This window comes from Halorussus limi (genome assembly GCF_023238205.1).
In the GTDB taxonomy this organism is placed as follows: domain Archaea; phylum Halobacteriota; class Halobacteria; order Halobacteriales; family Haladaptataceae; genus Halorussus; species Halorussus limi.
The window spans coordinates 1963885-1982160 of sequence record NZ_CP096659.1; the positions used below are offsets into that span (position 1 = coordinate 1963885).

17 protein-coding genes and 1 tRNA gene are annotated in these 18276 nt (G+C 67.7%); 9 read left to right on the top strand and 9 right to left on the bottom strand.

Features of this window, described 5'->3' with window-relative positions:
- Positions 1 to 301 precede the first annotated feature (301 nt).
- The 3 genes from M0R89_RS10140 to M0R89_RS10150 all read right to left on the bottom strand — a co-directional run bounded on the left by M0R89_RS10140 (position 302) and on the right by M0R89_RS10150 (position 6862).
- A complete protein-coding gene (locus M0R89_RS10140) occupies positions 302 to 3298 on the bottom strand; it encodes a glycosyl hydrolase (RefSeq protein WP_248648967.1) in 2997 nt (998 codons plus the stop codon).
- A 193-nt stretch (positions 3299 to 3491) separates the two neighbouring features.
- Entirely contained in the window at positions 3492 to 4421 is a 930-nt protein-coding gene (locus M0R89_RS10145; protein ID WP_248648968.1) for a glycoside hydrolase family 16 protein, read from the bottom strand.
- A 218-nt stretch (positions 4422 to 4639) separates the two neighbouring features.
- Positions 4640 to 6862 (bottom strand): type II/IV secretion system ATPase subunit, encoded by a 2223-nt coding sequence (locus M0R89_RS10150; protein WP_248648969.1) that lies wholly within the window; start codon positions 6860 to 6862, stop codon positions 4640 to 4642.
- Positions 6863 to 7011: 149 nt separating this feature from the next.
- On the opposite strand from M0R89_RS10150, the gene M0R89_RS10155 reads away from it, so the two are divergent.
- The 7 genes from M0R89_RS10155 to M0R89_RS10185 all read left to right on the top strand — a co-directional run bounded on the left by M0R89_RS10155 (position 7012) and on the right by M0R89_RS10185 (position 13016).
- Positions 7012 to 7260 (top strand): hypothetical protein, encoded by a 249-nt coding sequence (locus tag M0R89_RS10155; RefSeq protein WP_248648970.1) that lies wholly within the window; start codon positions 7012 to 7014, stop codon positions 7258 to 7260.
- A gap of 135 nt (positions 7261 to 7395) precedes the next feature.
- Positions 7396 to 8313: an ABC transporter ATP-binding protein gene (locus M0R89_RS10160; RefSeq protein WP_248648971.1), complete on the top strand. Its 918-nt coding sequence runs from the start codon at positions 7396 to 7398 to the stop codon at positions 8311 to 8313.
- Positions 8310 to 9149 (top strand): ABC transporter permease subunit, encoded by an 840-nt coding sequence (locus M0R89_RS10165; protein ID WP_248648972.1) that lies wholly within the window; start codon positions 8310 to 8312, stop codon positions 9147 to 9149. Before M0R89_RS10160 ends, M0R89_RS10165 begins: the two co-directional genes overlap by 4 nt.
- 219 nt (positions 9150 to 9368) lie before the next feature.
- Complete coding sequence (locus M0R89_RS10170; protein WP_248648973.1) at positions 9369 to 10406, top strand: DUF4129 domain-containing protein; 1038 nt, start codon at positions 9369 to 9371, stop codon at positions 10404 to 10406.
- A complete protein-coding gene (locus M0R89_RS10175) occupies positions 10403 to 11245 on the top strand; it encodes a DUF7269 family protein (RefSeq protein WP_248648974.1) in 843 nt (280 codons plus the stop codon). Before M0R89_RS10170 ends, M0R89_RS10175 begins: the two co-directional genes overlap by 4 nt.
- Positions 11242 to 12519 (top strand): DUF58 domain-containing protein, encoded by a 1278-nt coding sequence (locus M0R89_RS10180; RefSeq protein WP_248648975.1) that lies wholly within the window; start codon positions 11242 to 11244, stop codon positions 12517 to 12519. Before M0R89_RS10175 ends, M0R89_RS10180 begins: the two co-directional genes overlap by 4 nt.
- Entirely contained in the window at positions 12516 to 13016 is a 501-nt protein-coding gene (locus M0R89_RS10185) for a DUF7519 family protein (protein ID WP_248648976.1), read from the top strand. Before M0R89_RS10180 ends, M0R89_RS10185 begins: the two co-directional genes overlap by 4 nt.
- Positions 13017 to 13153: 137 nt before the next feature.
- Here M0R89_RS10185 and M0R89_RS10190 read toward each other — a convergent pair whose 3' ends face one another.
- The 3 genes from M0R89_RS10190 to M0R89_RS10200 form a co-directional block, all read right to left on the bottom strand.
- On the bottom strand, positions 13154 to 13312 hold the full coding sequence (locus M0R89_RS10190) for a hypothetical protein (RefSeq protein WP_248648977.1): 159 nt from the start codon (positions 13310 to 13312) through the stop codon (positions 13154 to 13156).
- 61 nt (positions 13313 to 13373) lie between these two features.
- Positions 13374 to 13835, bottom strand: coding sequence for a hypothetical protein (locus tag M0R89_RS10195; protein ID WP_248648978.1), 462 nt, complete (start codon positions 13833 to 13835; stop codon positions 13374 to 13376).
- Positions 13836 to 13843: 8 nt separating this feature from the next.
- Positions 13844 to 14794 carry an AAA family ATPase gene (locus M0R89_RS10200; protein ID WP_248648979.1) on the bottom strand — a complete coding sequence of 317 codons (951 nt, stop codon included), beginning with the start codon at positions 14792 to 14794 and terminating at the stop codon, positions 13844 to 13846.
- Positions 14795 to 14896: 102 nt separating this feature from the next.
- On the opposite strand from M0R89_RS10200, the gene M0R89_RS10205 reads away from it, so the two are divergent.
- Positions 14897 to 14982: transfer RNA gene (locus M0R89_RS10205), tRNA-Ser, on the top strand.
- A 111-nt stretch (positions 14983 to 15093) separates the two neighbouring features.
- Here the strand turns inward: M0R89_RS10205 and M0R89_RS10210 are convergent.
- Positions 15094 to 15489, bottom strand: coding sequence for a hypothetical protein (locus M0R89_RS10210; RefSeq protein WP_248648980.1), 396 nt, complete (start codon positions 15487 to 15489; stop codon positions 15094 to 15096).
- A 216-nt stretch (positions 15490 to 15705) separates the two neighbouring features.
- A complete protein-coding gene (locus M0R89_RS10215; protein WP_248648981.1) occupies positions 15706 to 16212 on the bottom strand; it encodes a TspO/MBR family protein in 507 nt (168 codons plus the stop codon).
- A gap of 118 nt (positions 16213 to 16330) precedes the next feature.
- Between M0R89_RS10215 and M0R89_RS10220 the strand changes: the two genes are divergently transcribed.
- Positions 16331 to 16612 (top strand): hypothetical protein, encoded by a 282-nt coding sequence (locus M0R89_RS10220; RefSeq protein ID WP_248648982.1) that lies wholly within the window; start codon positions 16331 to 16333, stop codon positions 16610 to 16612.
- A gap of 101 nt (positions 16613 to 16713) precedes the next feature.
- On the opposite strand, the gene M0R89_RS10225 is transcribed toward M0R89_RS10220, so the two are convergent.
- Positions 16714 to 18222: a hydroxymethylglutaryl-CoA lyase-like TIM-barrel protein gene (locus tag M0R89_RS10225; protein ID WP_248652260.1), complete on the bottom strand. Its 1509-nt coding sequence runs from the start codon at positions 18220 to 18222 to the stop codon at positions 16714 to 16716.
- Positions 18223 to 18276: the final 54 nt, after the last annotated feature.

Genomic DNA, 18276 nt, shown 5'->3' on the forward strand with positions numbered 1-18276 from the left:
TCGGGTGTCCTCCCTCACCGGCCGCGTTCACCGTGTCGCCCTCCTCGAATCGCGTTCATGCCCGTTCCTCTATTCTTTCTGGTATTTAAGAGCTAGTAATATCTGATTCTCGGGACGAACTCCGGCGGAAGGTAACGCCGGAACTACACGGTCACACTGGCGAGGACGGGGCGGAAGGGTCGTCCGGGGACATCGGCCGGGGAGTCGGACGGGTGGACAGTACTGACGGAAGTAGCGGTAATGTTTTCGGACGTGGTGATTCAGTGGGTGCCGCGTTGCGGACGGAGATGGTGCGAGCGGCCTAGTAGGTGAGGCTGAACCACCCCGTATCGCTCGCGGTGCCGTCGTGCTGGTAGGTGAAGTAGTACTCGATGCGGTCGCCCGAGGAGAAGTCGCCGACGACGTAGTCCGGACTCGTTTCGAGCGTGTGAGTGTCGCCGCTCGGGTTGTTCATCCGGTAGTTGTACTGCGTGCCGCCGTTGACCGTGTAGTGGACGTCCACCCAGTCCGAACCGACGTTCGAGACGAACTCGAACGAGAGTTCGTCGGTGGCGGTGTCGCCGTCGGACCCGTCGATTCGGGTGACGCGCTGGCTGAAGTCGCCGCCGCCCGACGCGTCGGTGGTGACGCCGACCGCGTTCGACGCGCTCGATTCGTTGCCCGCGCCGTCCACGGCCGTCACGGAGAACTCGTACGTCGTCCCGCTGGCGAGGCCCGAGACGGTCGTCGAGGTGGTGCCCGCCGGGACCTGTTGGCTCCGCGTCTCGTCCACGTACACGGCGTAGTGGTCCACTCCGGACCCGCCGCTGTCGCTCGCGGCGTCCCACGCGAGGTCCACCGACGAGTCGGTGTGTCCCGGCGACCGGAGGTTCGACGGCGCCGTCGGCGGCGTCTCGTCGGACGACCCGCCACCGTCGCCGCCTGTACTCGACTCCATCGAGTTGGCCGGGACGCTGAGTGCGGTTCCGTCCGAGAAGGTCACCGTAATCGAGGAGTTCTCGCCGTTGTAGGCGACGTAGGTCGTCTCGCTGCCGTCGTCGAAGGCGTAGGCGAGCGGGTAGTCCGCCGTCACCGAGGGGTCGGGGTTCCCCATCGCGTCGATATTGTAAATCCAGTGGTAGGTGTGGGCTTTCGTCTCACCGGCCTCCGGAGTGTAACTTCCTTTCGCGGACTGGAACATGCTCTTGGCGTCGCTCACGTCCGAGAACGCCCGGTAGTTCCACATGATGTCCTGCCAGTAGTCCCAGTCGCCGCCGTTGTCGTCGTTGGCTACCGCTTCGCTGTAGTTGCGTTCGGCCAGTTGGGAGTCCCAGCCGAGGTACAGCGAGTGACCGCCGAACGGCAGGTAGTTGATGCCGTGAATCGCCTCGGCGTCCGCCGAGAACCACGTCGAGTAGGAGTACTTGATGCCCCAGACGATGCCCGCGGTGTCGTGGCCCCACTCGTCGGGATGGTTCTGGTCGTCCACGTCGAACCAGTACTCCATGGCCGAACACACCTCGTGAGTATAGAGGTACGCCGCCCAGTTCAGCATCTCGTCGTTCCCCGTGAAGACCGCCCACTGGAGCATCGCCGCGTAGGCGTGGATGGCCTCAGACGACGACTCTTGGTTGTTGCCTCCAGCGAACTCCGCGGTCCCGGCGGCCCACGAGTGGCCGCCGTACGGACTGAAGTTCCGCAGGAAGGGGAACGAGTCGGCGGGGCTGTCGGCGGGTTCCTGTGCGTTGGCCCTGTTCGGTCGCTCCCAGTTCGCGTAGTCGCGGACGAGCAGGTCGACCATCCCGCCCCAGTTGCCGTCGTCGCCCCACGACTCGTCGGTGCGCGCGAGTTCGGCGGCGGCCCGGACGAAGTAGCCGTAGTGGAAGTGGTGGTCGTTGAGGTCGCCCGCCGCGCCGTACGAGTCGGGGTAGCCGATGAGTGTCCCCCACTGGTCGTTGTAGTAGAAGAGGTTCTGGCTCTCGCCGCCGTCGGCGGTCAGCCAGTTCTCCAGTTCCGTCCGGATGGCGTCGTGCAGGGCGTCGCGCTTCCCGGCGTTCCCGACCTGGTCGGCGATGGGTGCCGCCTCCGACATTCGGCCGAAGTCCTTGCCGGTCCAGTAGGTGCCGCTCCCCTGTCCGTTGTCGTACCCCGCCGTCACGTCGCCGACGTAGGACGCCAGTTCCGAGTCGTCGTAGCTCCCTCGGTCGGGCAGGAACGGAAGCACGCCCCGGAAGGGATGGGTCGTCGTGAACGACGCTCCGCTCACCGTCTCCATCGTCCCCCGCGGACACTCGTAGGTGTACCCGAGTAGGGACTCGTCGGTGTACTTGTGCTGGTGGGGGTACAGCCCCGTAATCGTCGCGTCGCCGCCGACCTGACTCTCGGGCTTGTTGGTCGTGTTGAACGAGTAGGTGGTGCGGACCTCGCCGGCGTCCCGGTCGTAGGTCGGACTGACGCGAGTCGCATCGCCCGCGCCGGTGTCGGTGATGAAGTTGTACGCGTACCGCTCGAACGTGTCGAGCGTGGACGACGTACCGTCGGGGAGGATTGCAATCGTCAGGTATCCGCCGGAGAGACCGTTGGTCAGCGTGGCCGAACCGACGCCCGACCAGTCGTCGCCCGACGGCGCGAACAGTCCGTAGTGGTTGCCCTCGTGGGTCAGTCCGAGGACGTTCCCGCGGTCCGCCCAGACGGTCGGCGCGGTCCGGAATCCGAGTTCGGCGCCGCCGCCCTCGAACTCGCAGAAGACGTAGGGCGACCCCTTCGTCAGCGACGCGGTGAGGGTCGTCGCCGTTCCGCTCCCCCACTTCAGCGTAACCGACCAGTCGCTGTGCCCATCGACTCGCGTATCCGAGAACGTGGTCGCGGTGTGACCCAGCGTGAAGTCGCGCTGGACGTTCATCTTCGCGTCCTCGTTGGGGTAGTTCCACGTCGTCGGATGGCCGACCTTCAGACCGGTGTCGTTGGCCAGCGCGAACCCGGGGTGGAAGAAGAGGTTCTCCGAGTACTGGGTCGCGAGCGCCGACGACCACCAGTCGTTGGACGGAAGCGGCGCGCCGACGTTCCCGGTCGTGTATCGGGTCGCCGGCGGTTCGCCCTCGCCGGATGGCTTTTCGTGTGTGTAGCTCCCGTTGCCGACGCTGTGGATGCCGCTCGACGCCAAGGTCGGTTCCGGGACCGACGCGAGGCCCGCCAAGCCAGCGACGCCGAGCGCCTCGAAGTAGGTACGCCGCGACAGCGACAGCGCGTCGTTCGATTCGTGCGATTCGTCTCGCTCGCTCTGCCGGTCGCTATCGGCTTCCTCTGGGCTTTCGTTCATGGTAACGAACTGCAGGAATATTTAGAACACGGAATAGAATAAATTTATTCTAGGTTTAGTGAATTTTTCTACGGGCAGAGTGCGTCTTCGGCAGTTGGACAGACACGGAGCATCGAGACGCGAGACGGTCCCCCGATGACGCCGGTCGGACGTTATCGAAGGAGTCAGTACACAAGGAGACCCGTGCGGTCCGCTACACCCAGTCGTAGACTCTGACGTAATCGACCTCCATGCGCTGGGGGAACTGCGTACTGGCGTCGGGGTTGCCGGGGAGGTTGCCGCCGACCGCGACGTTGAGGAGGAAGAAGAACGGTCCGTCGTCGAAGACCCACTCGTTGCCGGCGTCCTCCACCTCGTAGAGAGTGACGGTGAAGTAGTGCTGGCCGTCCACGAAGAACTTGACCGCGTCGGGGTACCACGTCAGTTGGAAGGTGTGGTAGGAGTCGGCGAACGACCCGTTGTTGTAGGTTCCCCCGATGCTGTTCCCGCCGGAGTAGCCGGGACCGTGGACGGTGCCGTGGACGGTGTCGGTGTCGTCGCCGGTGAGTTCCATGATGTCTATCTCGCCGCAGTCCGGCCACCCGACGGAGTCGATGTCGGAACCGAGCGCCCAGATTGCGGGCCAGAGTCCCTGACCCTCCGGCAGGCGAGCGCGCACGTCGACGCGGCCGTACTGCTTGTCGTACCCGCCTTGGGTCTTCATGCGGGCCGAGGTGTAGTCGTAGGAACCGTACTGGTCCGAAACCTGCTCCTCGCGGGCCTCGATGACGAGGTGATTGTTCTCGACCCACGCGTTCTCGCGCTGGTAGTACTGGAGTTCGTTGTTGCCCCATCCGGGGATGCCCTGGGCGTGGCCGTTGCCGGTCTCGAAACTCCAGACCGACTCGTCGATGTACCCTAAGTCGAACTCGTCGCTCCAACTCAGCGACCACTGGTTGCCGTCGAACGCCGCGGTGGGGACTCGTTGGGAACCCGCGTCCACACCGTCTGTCGCCGCGCTTGCAGTCGAAGCGGCGAACGTGCCGCCGAGCGTCGCCGCCGCGGTGCTTAGGAAACCTCTGCGGCGGAGTCGTTTGCCGGTCGATTCGTCTCCCGTCCGTTCGAGCGAACTGTCGTCGGTCATGGTTGTCACCTCGCGTCGGTCGTCGCCGGGCGCTTCCCGCACGATACTCGGAGAGACGCCGAATCGGACCGACGCAGTTTATTTTATTTTTTGGAGATATAAAATTAATTACTAGGAAAGTAATTGTTTAATTTGGTGGGATGTTCGCGTCGCCGTAACTCGATGGCGCGAGCGACGGCCCGGGTCTCGTCGGCCGGCAGTCGGTCGAACCGGACGGTTCAGGCCACTTCCCGTTTCACCCGCTCGACGGTCGCGGCCTCGTCGTTGCGCAGGTCCGCGAGGAACGCGAACAACTCCTCGAAGTCGTCCATGCCCTCACGGGCCATGTACTGGACGTACCGATGTTTGCGGTGGAACTCGGCCTCGACTTCTTCGACCGGCCGGTCGGTTCGCTCGGCCAGTCTGTCGAGGAATCGGAACTGACGCGCGTCGCCGTCCTCACCCGACATCGCGTCGCCCGCCAGATGGAACTCGCCGTCGGTGTCGCGCCACGCGACCGTATTCCAGTAGACCGTGGTCCCCTCTTTCTCTATCGCGCCGCAGCGCGCTCCGCGGGTGTCGAGGTCCGCGAACTCCGACTCGGTGAGCAGTTCCACCACCTCGCCGACGTAGCGCTCGCCGTCCACGCGTCGGGGGAAGACCACGAGGTCGAGTTCCCGGAGCAGGTAGGGCGGGAGTCCCTGCTCTATGACGCGGTTCACCAACTTCTCCACGTCCTCGGCGTGCGTGGTGCCGATGATGCCGTGGCCGGTGTTGAGACTCTCCGCGAACGTCTGGAAACTCGCGGGCGTGTTTATCTCCGCGATGACCTCTACGTCCGGATTCAGGTAATTGCACTCGGTCATCAGGTCGGCCATCGAGACGCGCTTGTAGTCGCTCTCGTGGTCCCGCGTGGTGAGCGAGACGCCCGTCTCGTGGGGCAGGCGGACCTCCCGAGAGCCCTCGTCGATGGAGATGGGCCGGTCGCGGTAAGGGATGAACGGCATGTGAGAGTTCATCAGCGTCGTCTTCCCCGTGCCGGTCGGCCCCGAAAAGAGGACGACGCCTTGGTGTTCGTAGGCCTGCCAGAGCAGCGTCACGATTTCGGTCGAGAGGCTGTCGGAGTCGAGCAAATCGACGGGCGTCATCGCCTCGGGCGCCTGCTTCCGGATGGAGATGTGAGGGCCGTCCTCGCTGATGACTCCGAGCGCCACCGCCGCCCGTATCGTGACCTCCTCGGGGACGCCCTCGGGTTGGAGGTTGACCTTCGCGCTCGGGTTCGAGGCGTTGAGTTCGGTGCCGTCGGACGCGGCCATCTGCGTGACGACGTTCGCGAACGTCTCCTCGTCCTCGAAGGTGAGGTTGGTCGGGGCGCGCTCGCCGTGGCCGATTTCGCGGCCCCGCGGCACGACTTTGATGCGCTCGCCGACCCGGTTCGCCTCGATGTCTTCCAGCAGGTCGTCCCGAATCGGCACGGTCAACTTGCCGTGACCCACGAAGTCCCGCATCACGTAGTAGACCAAATCGGAGAGCCTGTCGGTCGAAAACCGGTGGTTGACGGGCGGAACCGCGAGGTCGTACTCCGCCAAGGCGGTCCGGACCCGGTACCGTGCGGCGTCGAGCCACGCTCTGGTGTTGCGCGCGGTGAGTCGCCGCGAGAGGAAGGTTCGGGCGCGCTCGCGGACGAACCCCGCGCGGTCCTCGACCACGCCGTCGACGTTGGTCTCCCAAATTCGGTCCTTGCACTCTCGAATCAACTCCTCGTCGCCCGGCAGGAGGTCGGGTTCCAGCACGGCGTACTTCGTCGTGAACGAGTCGTTGGCCAGCAGGTGTTCGCGGTAGACGACGACTGGGACCTGAAACTCCCGGAACCCGACGGTGTGAGTCTCGACTCGCTCGCTGGCGAACCGCTCCAGAAACCGGGCGTCGGCCGGGCGGTCGGTGTCGGCGGGCGCGTAGTCGTCGGTGTGGACGACCAGTCGCTCGCCCGCGGTGTCGGCCACCTCGATGCCCTCGTCCAGCGCCAGCGGGGTGAGTTCCCCGAGACACCGCAGGTCCCTGAGCGCGCGGTACTCGACGCGCCGCCGGGCCTCGGGCGGCAGGTCGGTCAGGCGGTCCACGATGCGCCGGTACTTCGGGTCGAACCCGGCGGCCATCCGCTCTCGGGCGCCCTCGCGGGTCAGCGGCCGGGCGAGGTTCGCGTCGGCGAAGTGGTCAGCCACGGCGTCGAGCGCGTCGAGGCCCGCGGGCGAGAGCGACGGCTCTCGGACGCGATAATCGAATCCTGCGTCAGTTTCGGCGATCGTAGCGACCACGCCGGGGTGGAGTTCGTACTGGTCGCGTACCTCCGGCGCGTACCACGCTTCGGGGTCGTCGGGCGGTTTCGGCGGCGGAATCTGCGGCGAGACTTCGCTCGCCTCGCCGCCTGCCTCCCCGGCGTTCGCCCGCGCGGTCTCGGTCATACCCCTTGTTCTACCCCCACCAGTATTTAAATTTTCAGACTCGTTCGGTGTCGCTTTCAGCTACGTCCCGTCGTCGTGCAGTGGCTACTTCCCGCCAGAATCGAAAGAACGAAAGATGATTACGTGACTGAATCCGAAGTCGAGATGTCATGGACGCTCGTAGCCTACAGCAACAGGTCCGGGAAGCGAGTACGATATCCGAGTATCGGCGTGCGGTCAGCGACATACGCCGATACATCGCCGAGGTCGAACCCACGACGACCGATGCTGGCGGAGCGCCGCCGATTCAGTTGGTGGACACCGCGAAGGAGACGCTCCGGGACTGCGACAGCGCCGAGGAGTTTCGTTTAGAGGGCCAACTCATCAGAGCCCTCGGTCTCGTAGCTAACGACGAGTGAGAGAAGACTCGGCCGTCTATCGAAGGAGAAGAGAGAGCGAGGAGAGAGGAAAGGAAGGAGAGACCGGGCACGCTGCGTCTCGCCCGAACCTGTTCCTACGGAAACACTAAACGGGTGGCTGTCGAGCATGGAACTATGCCAGCGATACGAACCCGGAACCTCACCAAACGGTTCGGTGAGGGCGTGACTGCGGTCGAGGACTTGGACCTCACCGTCGAGGAGGGCGAGGTGTTCGGCTACCTCGGCCCGAACGGCGCGGGCAAGTCCACGACCATCAACGTCCTGCTCGACTACATCCGGCCGACCGAGGGGTCCGCGGAGGTGCTGGGCCACGACGCGCAGGACGAGACCCAGAAGATTCACGAGCGCATCGGCATCCTGCCCGAGGGGTTCGACCTCTACGACCGCCTCACCGGGCGCAAGCACGTCGAGTTCGCGGTGAACTCGAAGGAGACCGGCGACGACCCCGGCGAGATTCTCGACCGGGTGGGACTCGAACCGGAGGCGGCCGACCGCAAGGCCGGCGGCTACTCGACCGGGATGGCCCAGCGCCTCGCGCTCGGAATGGCGCTGGTCGGCGACCCCGACCTGCTGATTCTGGACGAACCGTCGTCCGGTCTCGACCCGAACGGCGCGCGCCAGATGCGCGAGTTGGTCCGCGAGGAGGCCAGTCGTGGCACGACCGTCTTCTTCTCCAGCCACATCCTCGGGCAGGTCGAGGCCGTCTGTGACCGCGTCGGCATCATGAGCGGCGGTCGCCTCGTCGCCGAGGACACCATCGAGGGACTCCGCGAGTCGGTGGGGTCGGGGTCGACGCTCGAACTCGCGGTGGACCGCGTGCCCGACGACCTCTCTCTCGACGGCATCGAGGCGGTCGGCGACGTGACCGCCAGCGGGACGCTCATTCGGGTGACGGTCAGCGACCCGAGCGCGAAGTCCCGAATCATCAATCGCGTCGAGGAGCAGGGCGCGACGGTCACCGACATCTCGACCCAGCAGGCCTCGCTGGAGGACCTGTTCGCGGCCTACACCACCGAGGGGGTGACGGCGTGAGTTGGTCGGTCGTCGCGCGCAAGGACTTCGAGGACGCGGTGCGCTCGCGCATGCTCTGGGCCATCACCGCCGTGTTCCTGCTGTTCACCGTCGGCGCGGTCTACGTCCGGAAGGCGGTTATCGGCGACGCGCCGGGACTTCCCGACGCCACGCAGTTCCTGACCTCACCGTCGAGCCTCGTCATCCCGCTCACGGCGCTGGTGGTGGCGTACCTCGCCATCGCTGGCGAGCGTGAGTCCGGGAGCATCAAGATTCTGCTCGGTCTGCCCCACACCCGCGCCGACGTGGTGTTCGGCAAGTTGGTCGGCCGGACGCTGGTCGTCACGGCCGGCATCTTCGTGGCGTTCGCGGGGGCGGCAATCACCCTGTTCGTGCTGTTCGGCGAACTCGCGGTCGTGGACTTCCTGCTGTTGACGCTCGTGACCGTCCTGTTCGGTCTCACGTACGTGGGTATCGCCATCGGTGCGTCGTCGTTCGCGGCGACTCGGTCCCGCGCGATGGCGCTGGCCGTCGGGGCGTTCTTCCTCTTCCAAGTGCTCTGGAACCTCGTCCCGTTGGGCGTCTACTACCTCGTCGAGGGCGGTCTGCCCACCGCGACGAGCGCGATTCCGGCGTGGTACTATCTGGTTCAGGTGCTCAATCCCAACAACGCTTACTCGCAGGCCGCCGACCTCGTGTTCTCGGGCGCCGGACCCATCGTCCCCGCGGAGGCGCTGGCCGGGTCGTCGGTGCCGTTCTACGTCCAGAACTGGTTCGGACTGGTGATTCTGGTCGTCTGGCTGGTCGTTCCGGTGCTGCTCGGCTACTGGCGGTTCGAGCGCGCGGACATCGGGTGAGCAGACACCACTACACCTTTCTTAAACATAGCTAAAGTCATCTAAATCTCCTCTCGTCTGTCTCGACGGGGTTCGCGGTATCCACGCCGACGAGAGTGTCTCGTTCGGCCTGAATCGCCGTTCAAATGTCCCAGTTCCGTCCTCGAACTGTGCGAACTAACGCCCGACTGCCGGAAAGAAGGCAGAACCACTAAGTTATCAATACGCCTACCTACCTCCGTGGACCGTGATACCGTACGCCCTGTCGTACTCGCGCTGCTGGCGGTCGTCGCTATCGGGGTCGCCGCCGCGACGCTGAACTCCGCCGTCGTCACCGACGGGTCCGGCGGGTTCGGCGTCGGCCCGCCGAGTTCCGACGCGGGGTCCCAGAACGGCAGTCAGCCCAGTTTCGAGTTAGGAAACCAGTCCTCCGGCGGCACGGTGGCCTCGCCCATCGACCTCCCGTGTTACCCCTTCCTCGACGAGTGGTGGGCCATCGCACTCATCCTCGCTGGATTCTCTGGCGGCGCGTACGTCGCCTACCGGCGACTCGGCGGTCTCGGCGTCGTCGCGTACGCCGGGCCGGTGGGTATCCCGCTATTGTTCGCCCACGCCATGCTGACCGTCTGTAGCGAACCCGCGGCGGACGCGAGCAGTTCGCTCTTCGAGAAGGGTAACGTCTCCATCGTCCCCGAGGGCGGGAGCGGCGCGCCCGGCGGTTCGACCGGGACGAACATCACCGACCCGTCGGTCCTCCTGATGGCCGGACTCGGCGTCGCGCTCCTCGCGGCCGTCGCGCTCCTGTTCGTCTCCTCCAGCGGCGACGAACCGGAGGACGACGAGTCGTTCGCACAACCCGACGACGGGACCGACGTGCGCGCGGTCGGCCGGGCCGCGGGCGAGGCCGCCGACCGCATCGAGACCGCGACCGACGTGGACAACGAGGTGTTCCGCGCGTGGCGCGAGATGACCGACCACCTCGACGTGGCCAACCCCCGCTCCAGCACGCCGTCGGAGTTCGCGGCCGCCGCGGTGGAGGCGGGCATGGCCCGCGAGGACGTGGACCGACTCACCACGCTGTTCGAGGAGGTGCGCTACGGCGGCGAGTCGCCGACCGAGCAACGCGAAGAGCAGGCGCTCGACGCCCTCCGGCGCATCGAACGCGAGTACGCGGGACGAGCGGAGATGTTCCGCGACGACACCGCCGACCGCGGGGGTCGGGCCGACGACGGAGTCGACGACGACCGGTCGGACGCGTCCGGAGGTGACGCCGAATGAGCGACGACGGCGGCCATCCGATTCTGACGGTCGTCGGCGTCGTCGCGGTCGCGGTCGGCCTGCTGATGATGTTCGTGCCCGGTTTCGCGGCCGCCATCGGTACCGGCTACGCCGCGGTCACTATCGTCGGTCTCCTCGCGCTGGTGCAGGCGCTGCGCGTCGGTCGCGCCCGGATGGCGACCGAGTTGCGCGCCGCCGAGACCGCCGACGTCGAGACCGTCGAAGCGATGCCGACCCCCGGCGACGAGTTCGACCGGACGGTCGCCGAGTTGCGGTCGGGACCGCGCCGGGTCCTCATCCGCGAGCGGGCCGACCTCCGCGACGCCCTCGAAAACGCGGCGGTGACCGCCGTCGCGGACCGGGAGAACTGCTCGCGCGAGCAGGCCCGCGAACGCGTCGAGACGGGAGCGTGGACCGACGACCCCCACGCCGCGGCGTTCCTCGGCGGGGCCGACGCCCCGTCGCCGCCCCTGTTCGACCGCGTGAAAATCGCGGCGAGCACCGAGTCGCCGTTCCAGTACCGGATTCGACGGACCGCCGACGCGGTCGCCCGGACGGCGGGCGTCGAACCCGGAGACGTGTCCGGGGGCGCGGGCGACGACGCCGGAGCGGCCGCGAACGGCAGCGAACCGGACGACGGAGAGCCGAGAGCCGACGGAAGACCGGGCGGCGGAACCGACGCCGGAGCGACCGACGCCGCAGGGACCAACGGACGGGCCGGCGGGGACGCGGCCCGCGGCGCGTCGGACGAGCGCGCGAGCGCCGACCCGACCGACGACGCCGAGCAGGCCGTCGGCGAACGGGCCGACGAGTCCGACCGAACGGAGGCCGGAGCGTGAAGTCGATTCGTCGCACGAACCGGTGGCGCGGCATCAGCGGCGTCGCCCTGCTCGCGGGCGCGCTGGGCGTCCTGTTCAGTCGGCCGCTGGTCCTGCTGTCGGGCGTCGTCGGGGTCGCGTTCGCGGCCTACGCTCGGACCGCGGGCACGCCCGACCCCGACCTCGACGTGACCCGAACCGTCAGCGACGACGAACCCCTGCCCGGCGACGAGGTGCGGGTTCGACTCACCGTCGAGAACGTCGGGGACGCGATGCTCTCGGACCTCCGGGTCGTGGACGGCGTGCCCGACGCCCTGCCGGTCGTCTCGGGGTCGGCCCGCCTCGGGACCGCGCTCCGGCCCGGCAAGTCGGCGACGCTGACCTACTCGGTGGAGGCCGAGCGCGGCGACCACGAGTTCGACCCCGCGACGGTCATCGTCCGGGACTTCAGCGGCGCGATAGAGGTCGAGCAGGAGGTCGAGAGCAAGACGACGCTCCGGTGCGTGCCGAAACTCGGGAGCACCGTGGACGTGCCGCTGCGCGCCCAGACCACCCAGTACACCGGCCGGGTCACGACCGACGTAGGCGGGTCGGGCGTCGAGTTCCACGCGACCCGCGAGTACCGGCCGGGCGACCCGCTCTCGCGGGTGGACTGGAACCGCCTCGCGCGCACGGGCGAGGTCACAACCATCGACTTCCGCGAGGAGCGGGCCGCGAGCGTGGTCGTCCTCGTCGACACCCGCGAGAAGGCGTATCTGGCCCGCGACGACGAGTCGCGCAACGCGGTCCAGTACGGCGTGGACGCCGCGGGCAAAGTCGTCACGAAGCTCCTCGACGCGGGCGACCGGGTGGGACTGGCCTCGCTCGGGCCGGAGTCCTGCTGGCTCGCGCCCGGCGCCGGCCACGACCATCAGGCCCGCGCTCGGGAGCTACTGGCGACCCACCCCGCGTTCGCCCCGACGCCCTCCGGGGAGACGTTCTACCCGACGACGCGGCTCAAACAGCTCCGCAAGCGCCTGCCCGCCTCGACGCAGGTCGTGTTCGTCACGCCGCTGTGCGACGACTTCGGTCCGGAGGTCGCCCGAAGGCTCGACGCCGAGGGGCACCTCGTGACCGTCGTCAGCCCGGACCCCACCGCGACCGACACCCCGGGCCAGCGGTTCGCCCGGACCCAGCGCAAGCACCGGGTCTCGAAGCTCCGGCAGGCCGGAGTCCGCGTCGTTGACTGGGACACCGACGAGAAGTTGGGCGTCGCGTTGGCTCGGACGGCCCGAGTGATAGGAGGTGTCGCGTGACCCGCGAAATCGACCGCTCGCCCGCGCGCCTCTCGTCGGCGCTCGCGGTCAGCGCGGCCGCCCTCGCGGCGGGCACCAGCGCACTCACGACCAGCACCGGACTCGCGCTCGGCGTCGCCGGGTTCGCCGTGGTCGCTCTCGGCGTGGTTCGCGGCTCCCGGCGGGCCATCACGCTCGGCGCGACTGTCCTGCTCGTCGGTGCGCTGGTCGGCGGCCTGTTCTCGGGTGCGCCGTACTTCCTCCTGCCGGGCGTCATCGCCACAGTGCTGGCGTGGGACTTCGCCGAGCAGGCCATCAACGTCGGCGAGCAGTTGGGTCGCGAGGCCGACACGACGCAACTGGAGGTGACCCACGCCGCGGCCAGCACGGTGGTCGGCGTCGGCGCTGGCGCGCTCGGCTACGGCATCTATCTGGTCGCCTCCGGCGGTCAGCCGGTGCCCGCGCTCGTGTTCCTGTTGCTGGCCGCGGTCGTGCTCACGTCGGCGCTCAGGAACTGAAAATTGGTCTCCGCGGTTCGGTGACTGGCAATTTTCGTCCCCTATCCGGTGACTGAGGCGATGACACTCCCGATATCGACGGTGTTCTGCACCGGCGTGTGCGAACGAGTCCGAAAACGGCGCCGAAGCGCGAGCGCCTATCCGCGCATCTCGCGGCGAAGCCGTCGCAACTGTCGCTCTACGCGCCGGGCCTGCTTCTCGGCGTTCGGGTCGAGGTCCGAGAGTTCAGTCTCCTCGTCCGCCGCGTCGTCGGCCTCCGACTCGTCGCTCGTCTCCCCCTCGGCGTCTTCGTCCATACTTCGGGCTGGTCGCGGAACTGACGTAAAAGCGAGCCAAGCGGAGTGAAAGTGAAACTGGCTACTTCGTCGCGGTCGATTCCAGTTTCGTGACCCACGAGGACACGCCGCCGTCCCGCTCGACGCGGATTTCGTACCGGTAGGGCGTCGGCGGACGAACGTCGTCGTCGAGCCGGAACTTCGCCCGGCGCTCGCCGTCCACTCGGACCGCGGCCCGGAACTCGCCGGCGGGCGAGTCCCACGCGTCTTCGATAGCGACGACGTGGTCGGTCTCTCCGGTTTCGGTGTCGGCGTCCTCGCCGTCGAACGTTCGCGGACCGAGTTCGTAGGTCCGGTCGAGAATCGTTTCTCCCTCGTGAGAGAGTCGGAGCGCGAGCGCGTGAGCCTCGTCGTCGGTGTTGCGGAGCGCAATGGCCCGCAACTCGGGTTCGGCGGTCGACCGGTCGAGGACGCCGGTACATCCAGCACCGGCGGCGAACAGGCCGGCGGCTCCGGCCACCAGCACCGAGCGTCTGGAGGGCATCGGTCGGGCTACTCGACCGTCGGCACGGGCACGTCGTCCAGCACGCGGTCCACGATGGAGGACTTCGAGACGTTGTTGACCTGCGCGTCGGGCGTCAGGACGACTCTGTGGGCCAGCACCGGTTGGGCCACGCGCTTCACGTCGTCCGGGGTGACGAACTCCCGGCCCTTCATCGCGGCGTAGGCCCGGGTCGCCTCGAAGAGACGCTGAGTCCCGCGGGGCGAGACGCCGACCTGCACGCGGCGGTCCTCGCGGGTCTCGCGGGCGACGTTCGCCATGTACTCCAGCAGGTCGTCGTCCACCCGGACCGTCTCGGGCACCTCGCGGAGTTCCGTCACGAGTCGCTCGTCCAGCACGGTTCCGACCGACGGACTCTGGTCGGAGCGCCCGGCGCGCCGCCGGAGGAGTTCGTACTCGCCCTCGACTTCGGGGTAGCCGATGGAGGACTTGACGGCGAAGCGGTCGACTTGTGCCTCCGGCAGCGGGAAGGTGCCCTCCTGCTCGACGGGGTTCTGCGTGGCGATGACGAAGAACGGCTTCGGCAACTCGTGGGTGTCGCCGTCCACCGTGACCTGTCCCTCCTCCATCGCTTCGAGCAGGGCGGCCTGCGTCTTCGGCGGTGCCCGATTTATCTCGTCGGCGAGGACCACGTTGGCGAAGATGGGACCCTCGTTGAACTCGAACTCGCGGTCCTGCTCGTTGAACACGTGGGTCCCGGTCACGTCCGCGGGCAGGAGGTCGGGCGTGAACTGGACTCGCGAGAACGAGAGGCCGAGCGCCGACGCGAAACTCCGCGCGGTCAGCGTCTTGCCCGTCCCCGGCACGTCCTCCAGCAGGGCGTGTCCGCCCGCCATCGCGCCGAGGAGCACGGTTTCGAGGAACTCCCGGTCGGCGATGACGGCGTTTCCGATGGTGTCGAGGACGGCTTCACACTGCTCGTTGGCCTCGGTTACGTCCATACCCTACCCGGTGGCGGGCCGCCCGCTTCAAGGTGACGGTCCGCTGAACTAAGCGTCGGGAATCGAAATCACTAAGTCGGAGAGGGCAGTAGGACGAAGCGAGCCGAGGTAGCCTAGCCTGGCCAAGGCGGTTGCTTCGAGAGCAACTGTCCTTCACGGACTCAGGCGTTCAAATCGCCTCCTCGGCGCTCCACCGTTTTCCGACGTTCACCCGACTAGTTTCGACTTTGTCCGGCTAATTCGGCGGTCTCTCGAAGAACCGACGACGTTTCTCGCCAGTCAGAACAGGAACGAGACAGTCAGAACAGGAACGAGAAGTTGTGGACGCCCAGAAACCCGTACCAGACGCCCGCAGAGCAGTAGGTCACGACTCGGAACGCGGTCGGATACTCGTCGGGCGCCCACCCGTCGGGGACCAGTCGGGCGACGACCGCGCCGCTCTCGGCGAGGAGCGCCACGCCGACCACGGCGAGGACCACCGTGACGAGGACGCCCTCGACCATGCCCAACTCGTTCATCAGCGTGCGAGTCAACCACATCGACTCGTAGACGTCCTCGCGGAGCGAGAGGACGGTCACGGTGCTGACCGCATCGAGCATCTTCCCGACGACCAGCACCGCGAGCAGGGTGAGTCGGTCCGCGCCGACCGCGAAGCGACCGCCGCCGACGGCGTACGAGGTCGAACTGTTCGACACGACACCGTCAACGCCACCGTCGGCCTTTGTTATAGACCGCAAACGCCCGGGGTAATCGCGAACCAACGGAGCGTCAGGCGGCGGTTGTCAGCACGGAGCGGCCAGTAACGACCCGATACTCCGCTTTCCTCGGTTCGAGCAGACGAGATATTACACTCCGGCAGTTGAGCCACAGCGCACGAGTAGACGAGTCGCCGCGCGGACCGCTCGGCCGACTCAGTTGAGTCGCCAAATCTGGAGATTGAGCGCGGTAGCGAACCCGACCCACAGCAGGTAGGGCACGAGGAGCGCGGCCGCCCGGCGGTCGATGCGGGCGAACGCTCCAATCGTCGCGAGGATGGCCGCCAGCAGGACGAGGATGACGACGAGGCCGCCGAAGATGGCCTGCGTGCCGAAGAAGACCAAGGTCCACGCGGCGTTCAGGACGAGTTGGACGCCGAAGGCCGCGAGCGCCACCCGCCGGAGTCGCCCGCCGTCGCTCCGCCAGACCAGGTAGAGCGCCACGCCCATCAGCAGGTAGAGCGCGGTCCAGACCGGGCCGAACAGCCAACTGGGCGGCGTGAACCCGGGTTTGGCCAGCGTCGGATACCACGTCGCCACCTCGTTGGCGGTCAGCAGCGACGGGACGACGCCCGCGAGTTCGCAGAGGAGGACGCTCCCCAGCAGGACCGGCCAGTCGACGCCCTCGCCGTCGCCGCCTCCCAGCGTCTCCGTGACGTTCATACGACTCGTAGGTCGGCGACGGGCAAAGAGGTGGAGGGTCGAGCGGACGCCGGTCGGCGACCCGCAACTCGACGCGCCGACCGCAACTTTCAGAACCGGTCTCCCCGTTCCCGTTCGTATGTCACCGACCGTAGACGACCTCCGGAACGAGATTCGGACTGCCGTTGGCAGGTACGAACGGGTCGAATCGACCGGGTTCACGAAAGAGGCGCTCGCGGCAATCTGTGAGGCGGTCGGCTACGACATCGACGCGAACCGCCTCCCCTCGAAATCGCAGATGCGCGCGGGTATTCTCTGGAGAATCGGCGAACTGGACGACGACGACCCCGAAGACGCCCCGCGTTCGTTTCGGAAGGCGGACCTCGAAGCCATCGCCGAGGCGCTTCGGGACCAGGAGTGATGCAGAAGTGCCGCGAGAGGACTGTCGAGCGTGAGTCCGAAGCGGTGCGCTGTCGGCGGGTATAGCAACCTCTGCCGTGCGTAAAGGACGGAGAAGGTTGCTCAGTCGTCGGCGGTCGCGGGGTCGGTCTCGCCGTCCGCGACGAGGAGGCGGTCGAGCGCGTCCACCATCGCGGTGACGCTGGCGCGGGTGATGTCGCCGTCGCTCGCCCGGACCGTCACCGAGCGGTCGCCCCGCGACATCTCGACCTCGACCGTCACGACCGCGTCGGTGCCGCCCGTAATCGCGTCCACGTGGTACGATTCGAGCGCGGCATCGGCCGCGACCGCCGCCGAGTCGCGCGACCCGGAGACGGCCTCGCGGACCGCGCTGACCGCGGCGTCCACCGGACCGTCGCCGGTGCCGCTGGCGACCTGCTCCTCGCCGTCCACGTCGAGGCGGACGCTCGCAGTCGGTCGGGGACCGCCGCTGGTCGCGGTGAGTTCCAGCAGCGCGATGCGCCGGTCCCGCTCGCGGCCCCGCACGTCGTCGGCGATGGCGAGCAGGTCGGCATCGGTCACGCGCTTGTTCTGCTCGGCGAGTCGCTGGACGCGCGCGACGACCTCCGCGAGTTCGTCGTCGCTGACCTCGACGCCGTGTTCGGCGAGCGCGGCCTTCGCGCCCGCCCGACCGGTGTGCTTGCCGAGGACGAGGCGACGCTCCCGGCCGACCGTCTCGGGCGGGTAGGGTTCGTACATGCGCTCGTCCTTGAGCGTGCCGTCGGTGTGGATGCCCGACTCGTGGGCGAAGGCGTTCTCGCCGACGACCGCCTTGTTCGGCGCGAGCGCCACGTCGGTCGCGTCGGCCACGACTCGCGCGAGGTCGTAGAGTTCGGTCGTCTCGACCGTCTCGACCCCGTAGCAGTGGTCGAGCGCGATGGCGACCTCTTCGAGCGCGACGTTACCTGCGCGCTCGCCGACGCCGTTGACCGTGGCGTGGACGAGGTCCGCGCCCGCGGCCACGCTGGCGAGCGCGTTGGTGACCGCCAGACCGAGGTCGTCGTGGGTGTGGGTGCTGGTCGGTCCGAGTTCGGTCAGTCGGGAGACCGCCTCGTAGGCGCGCTCCGGACCGGTGTGGCCCACCGTGTCGGCGAAGCAGAACCGGTCGGCCCCGGCGTCGTGGGCGGCCGCGGCGAGGCGTTCGAGGAAGTCCAGGTCGGCGCGCGACCCGTCCTCGCCGATGACTTCGACCCAGAGACCGTGGTCGCGGGCGTGGGTCACGAGGTCGGCGGTCGTCTCGACCACCTCGTCGCGCGAGGTGCCGACCTTCCCCTCGACGTGGCGGTCGCTGGCGGGCACGACGAGGTTCACGCCGTCCACGCCGCAGTCGAGCGCGAGGTCGATATCGTTGCGGACGCCGCGCGCGAAACTGGTCACGCGGGCGTCCAGACCGAGGTCGGCCACGCGCTCGATGGTCTCGCGCTCGCCGTCGCCGGTGCAGGCGCTCCCGGCCTCCACGACCGAGACGCCCGCGCGGTCGAGCGCGGTCGCTATCTCGGCTTTCTCCTCGGGAGTCAGCGAGACGCCCGGCGCCTGCTCGCCGTCCCGGAGCGTGGTGTCCAGAAGCCGCACGTCGCGGTCCGAGAGCCGTCGGTCGCGTTCGTCGTCCTGTTCGTCGCCGTCTGA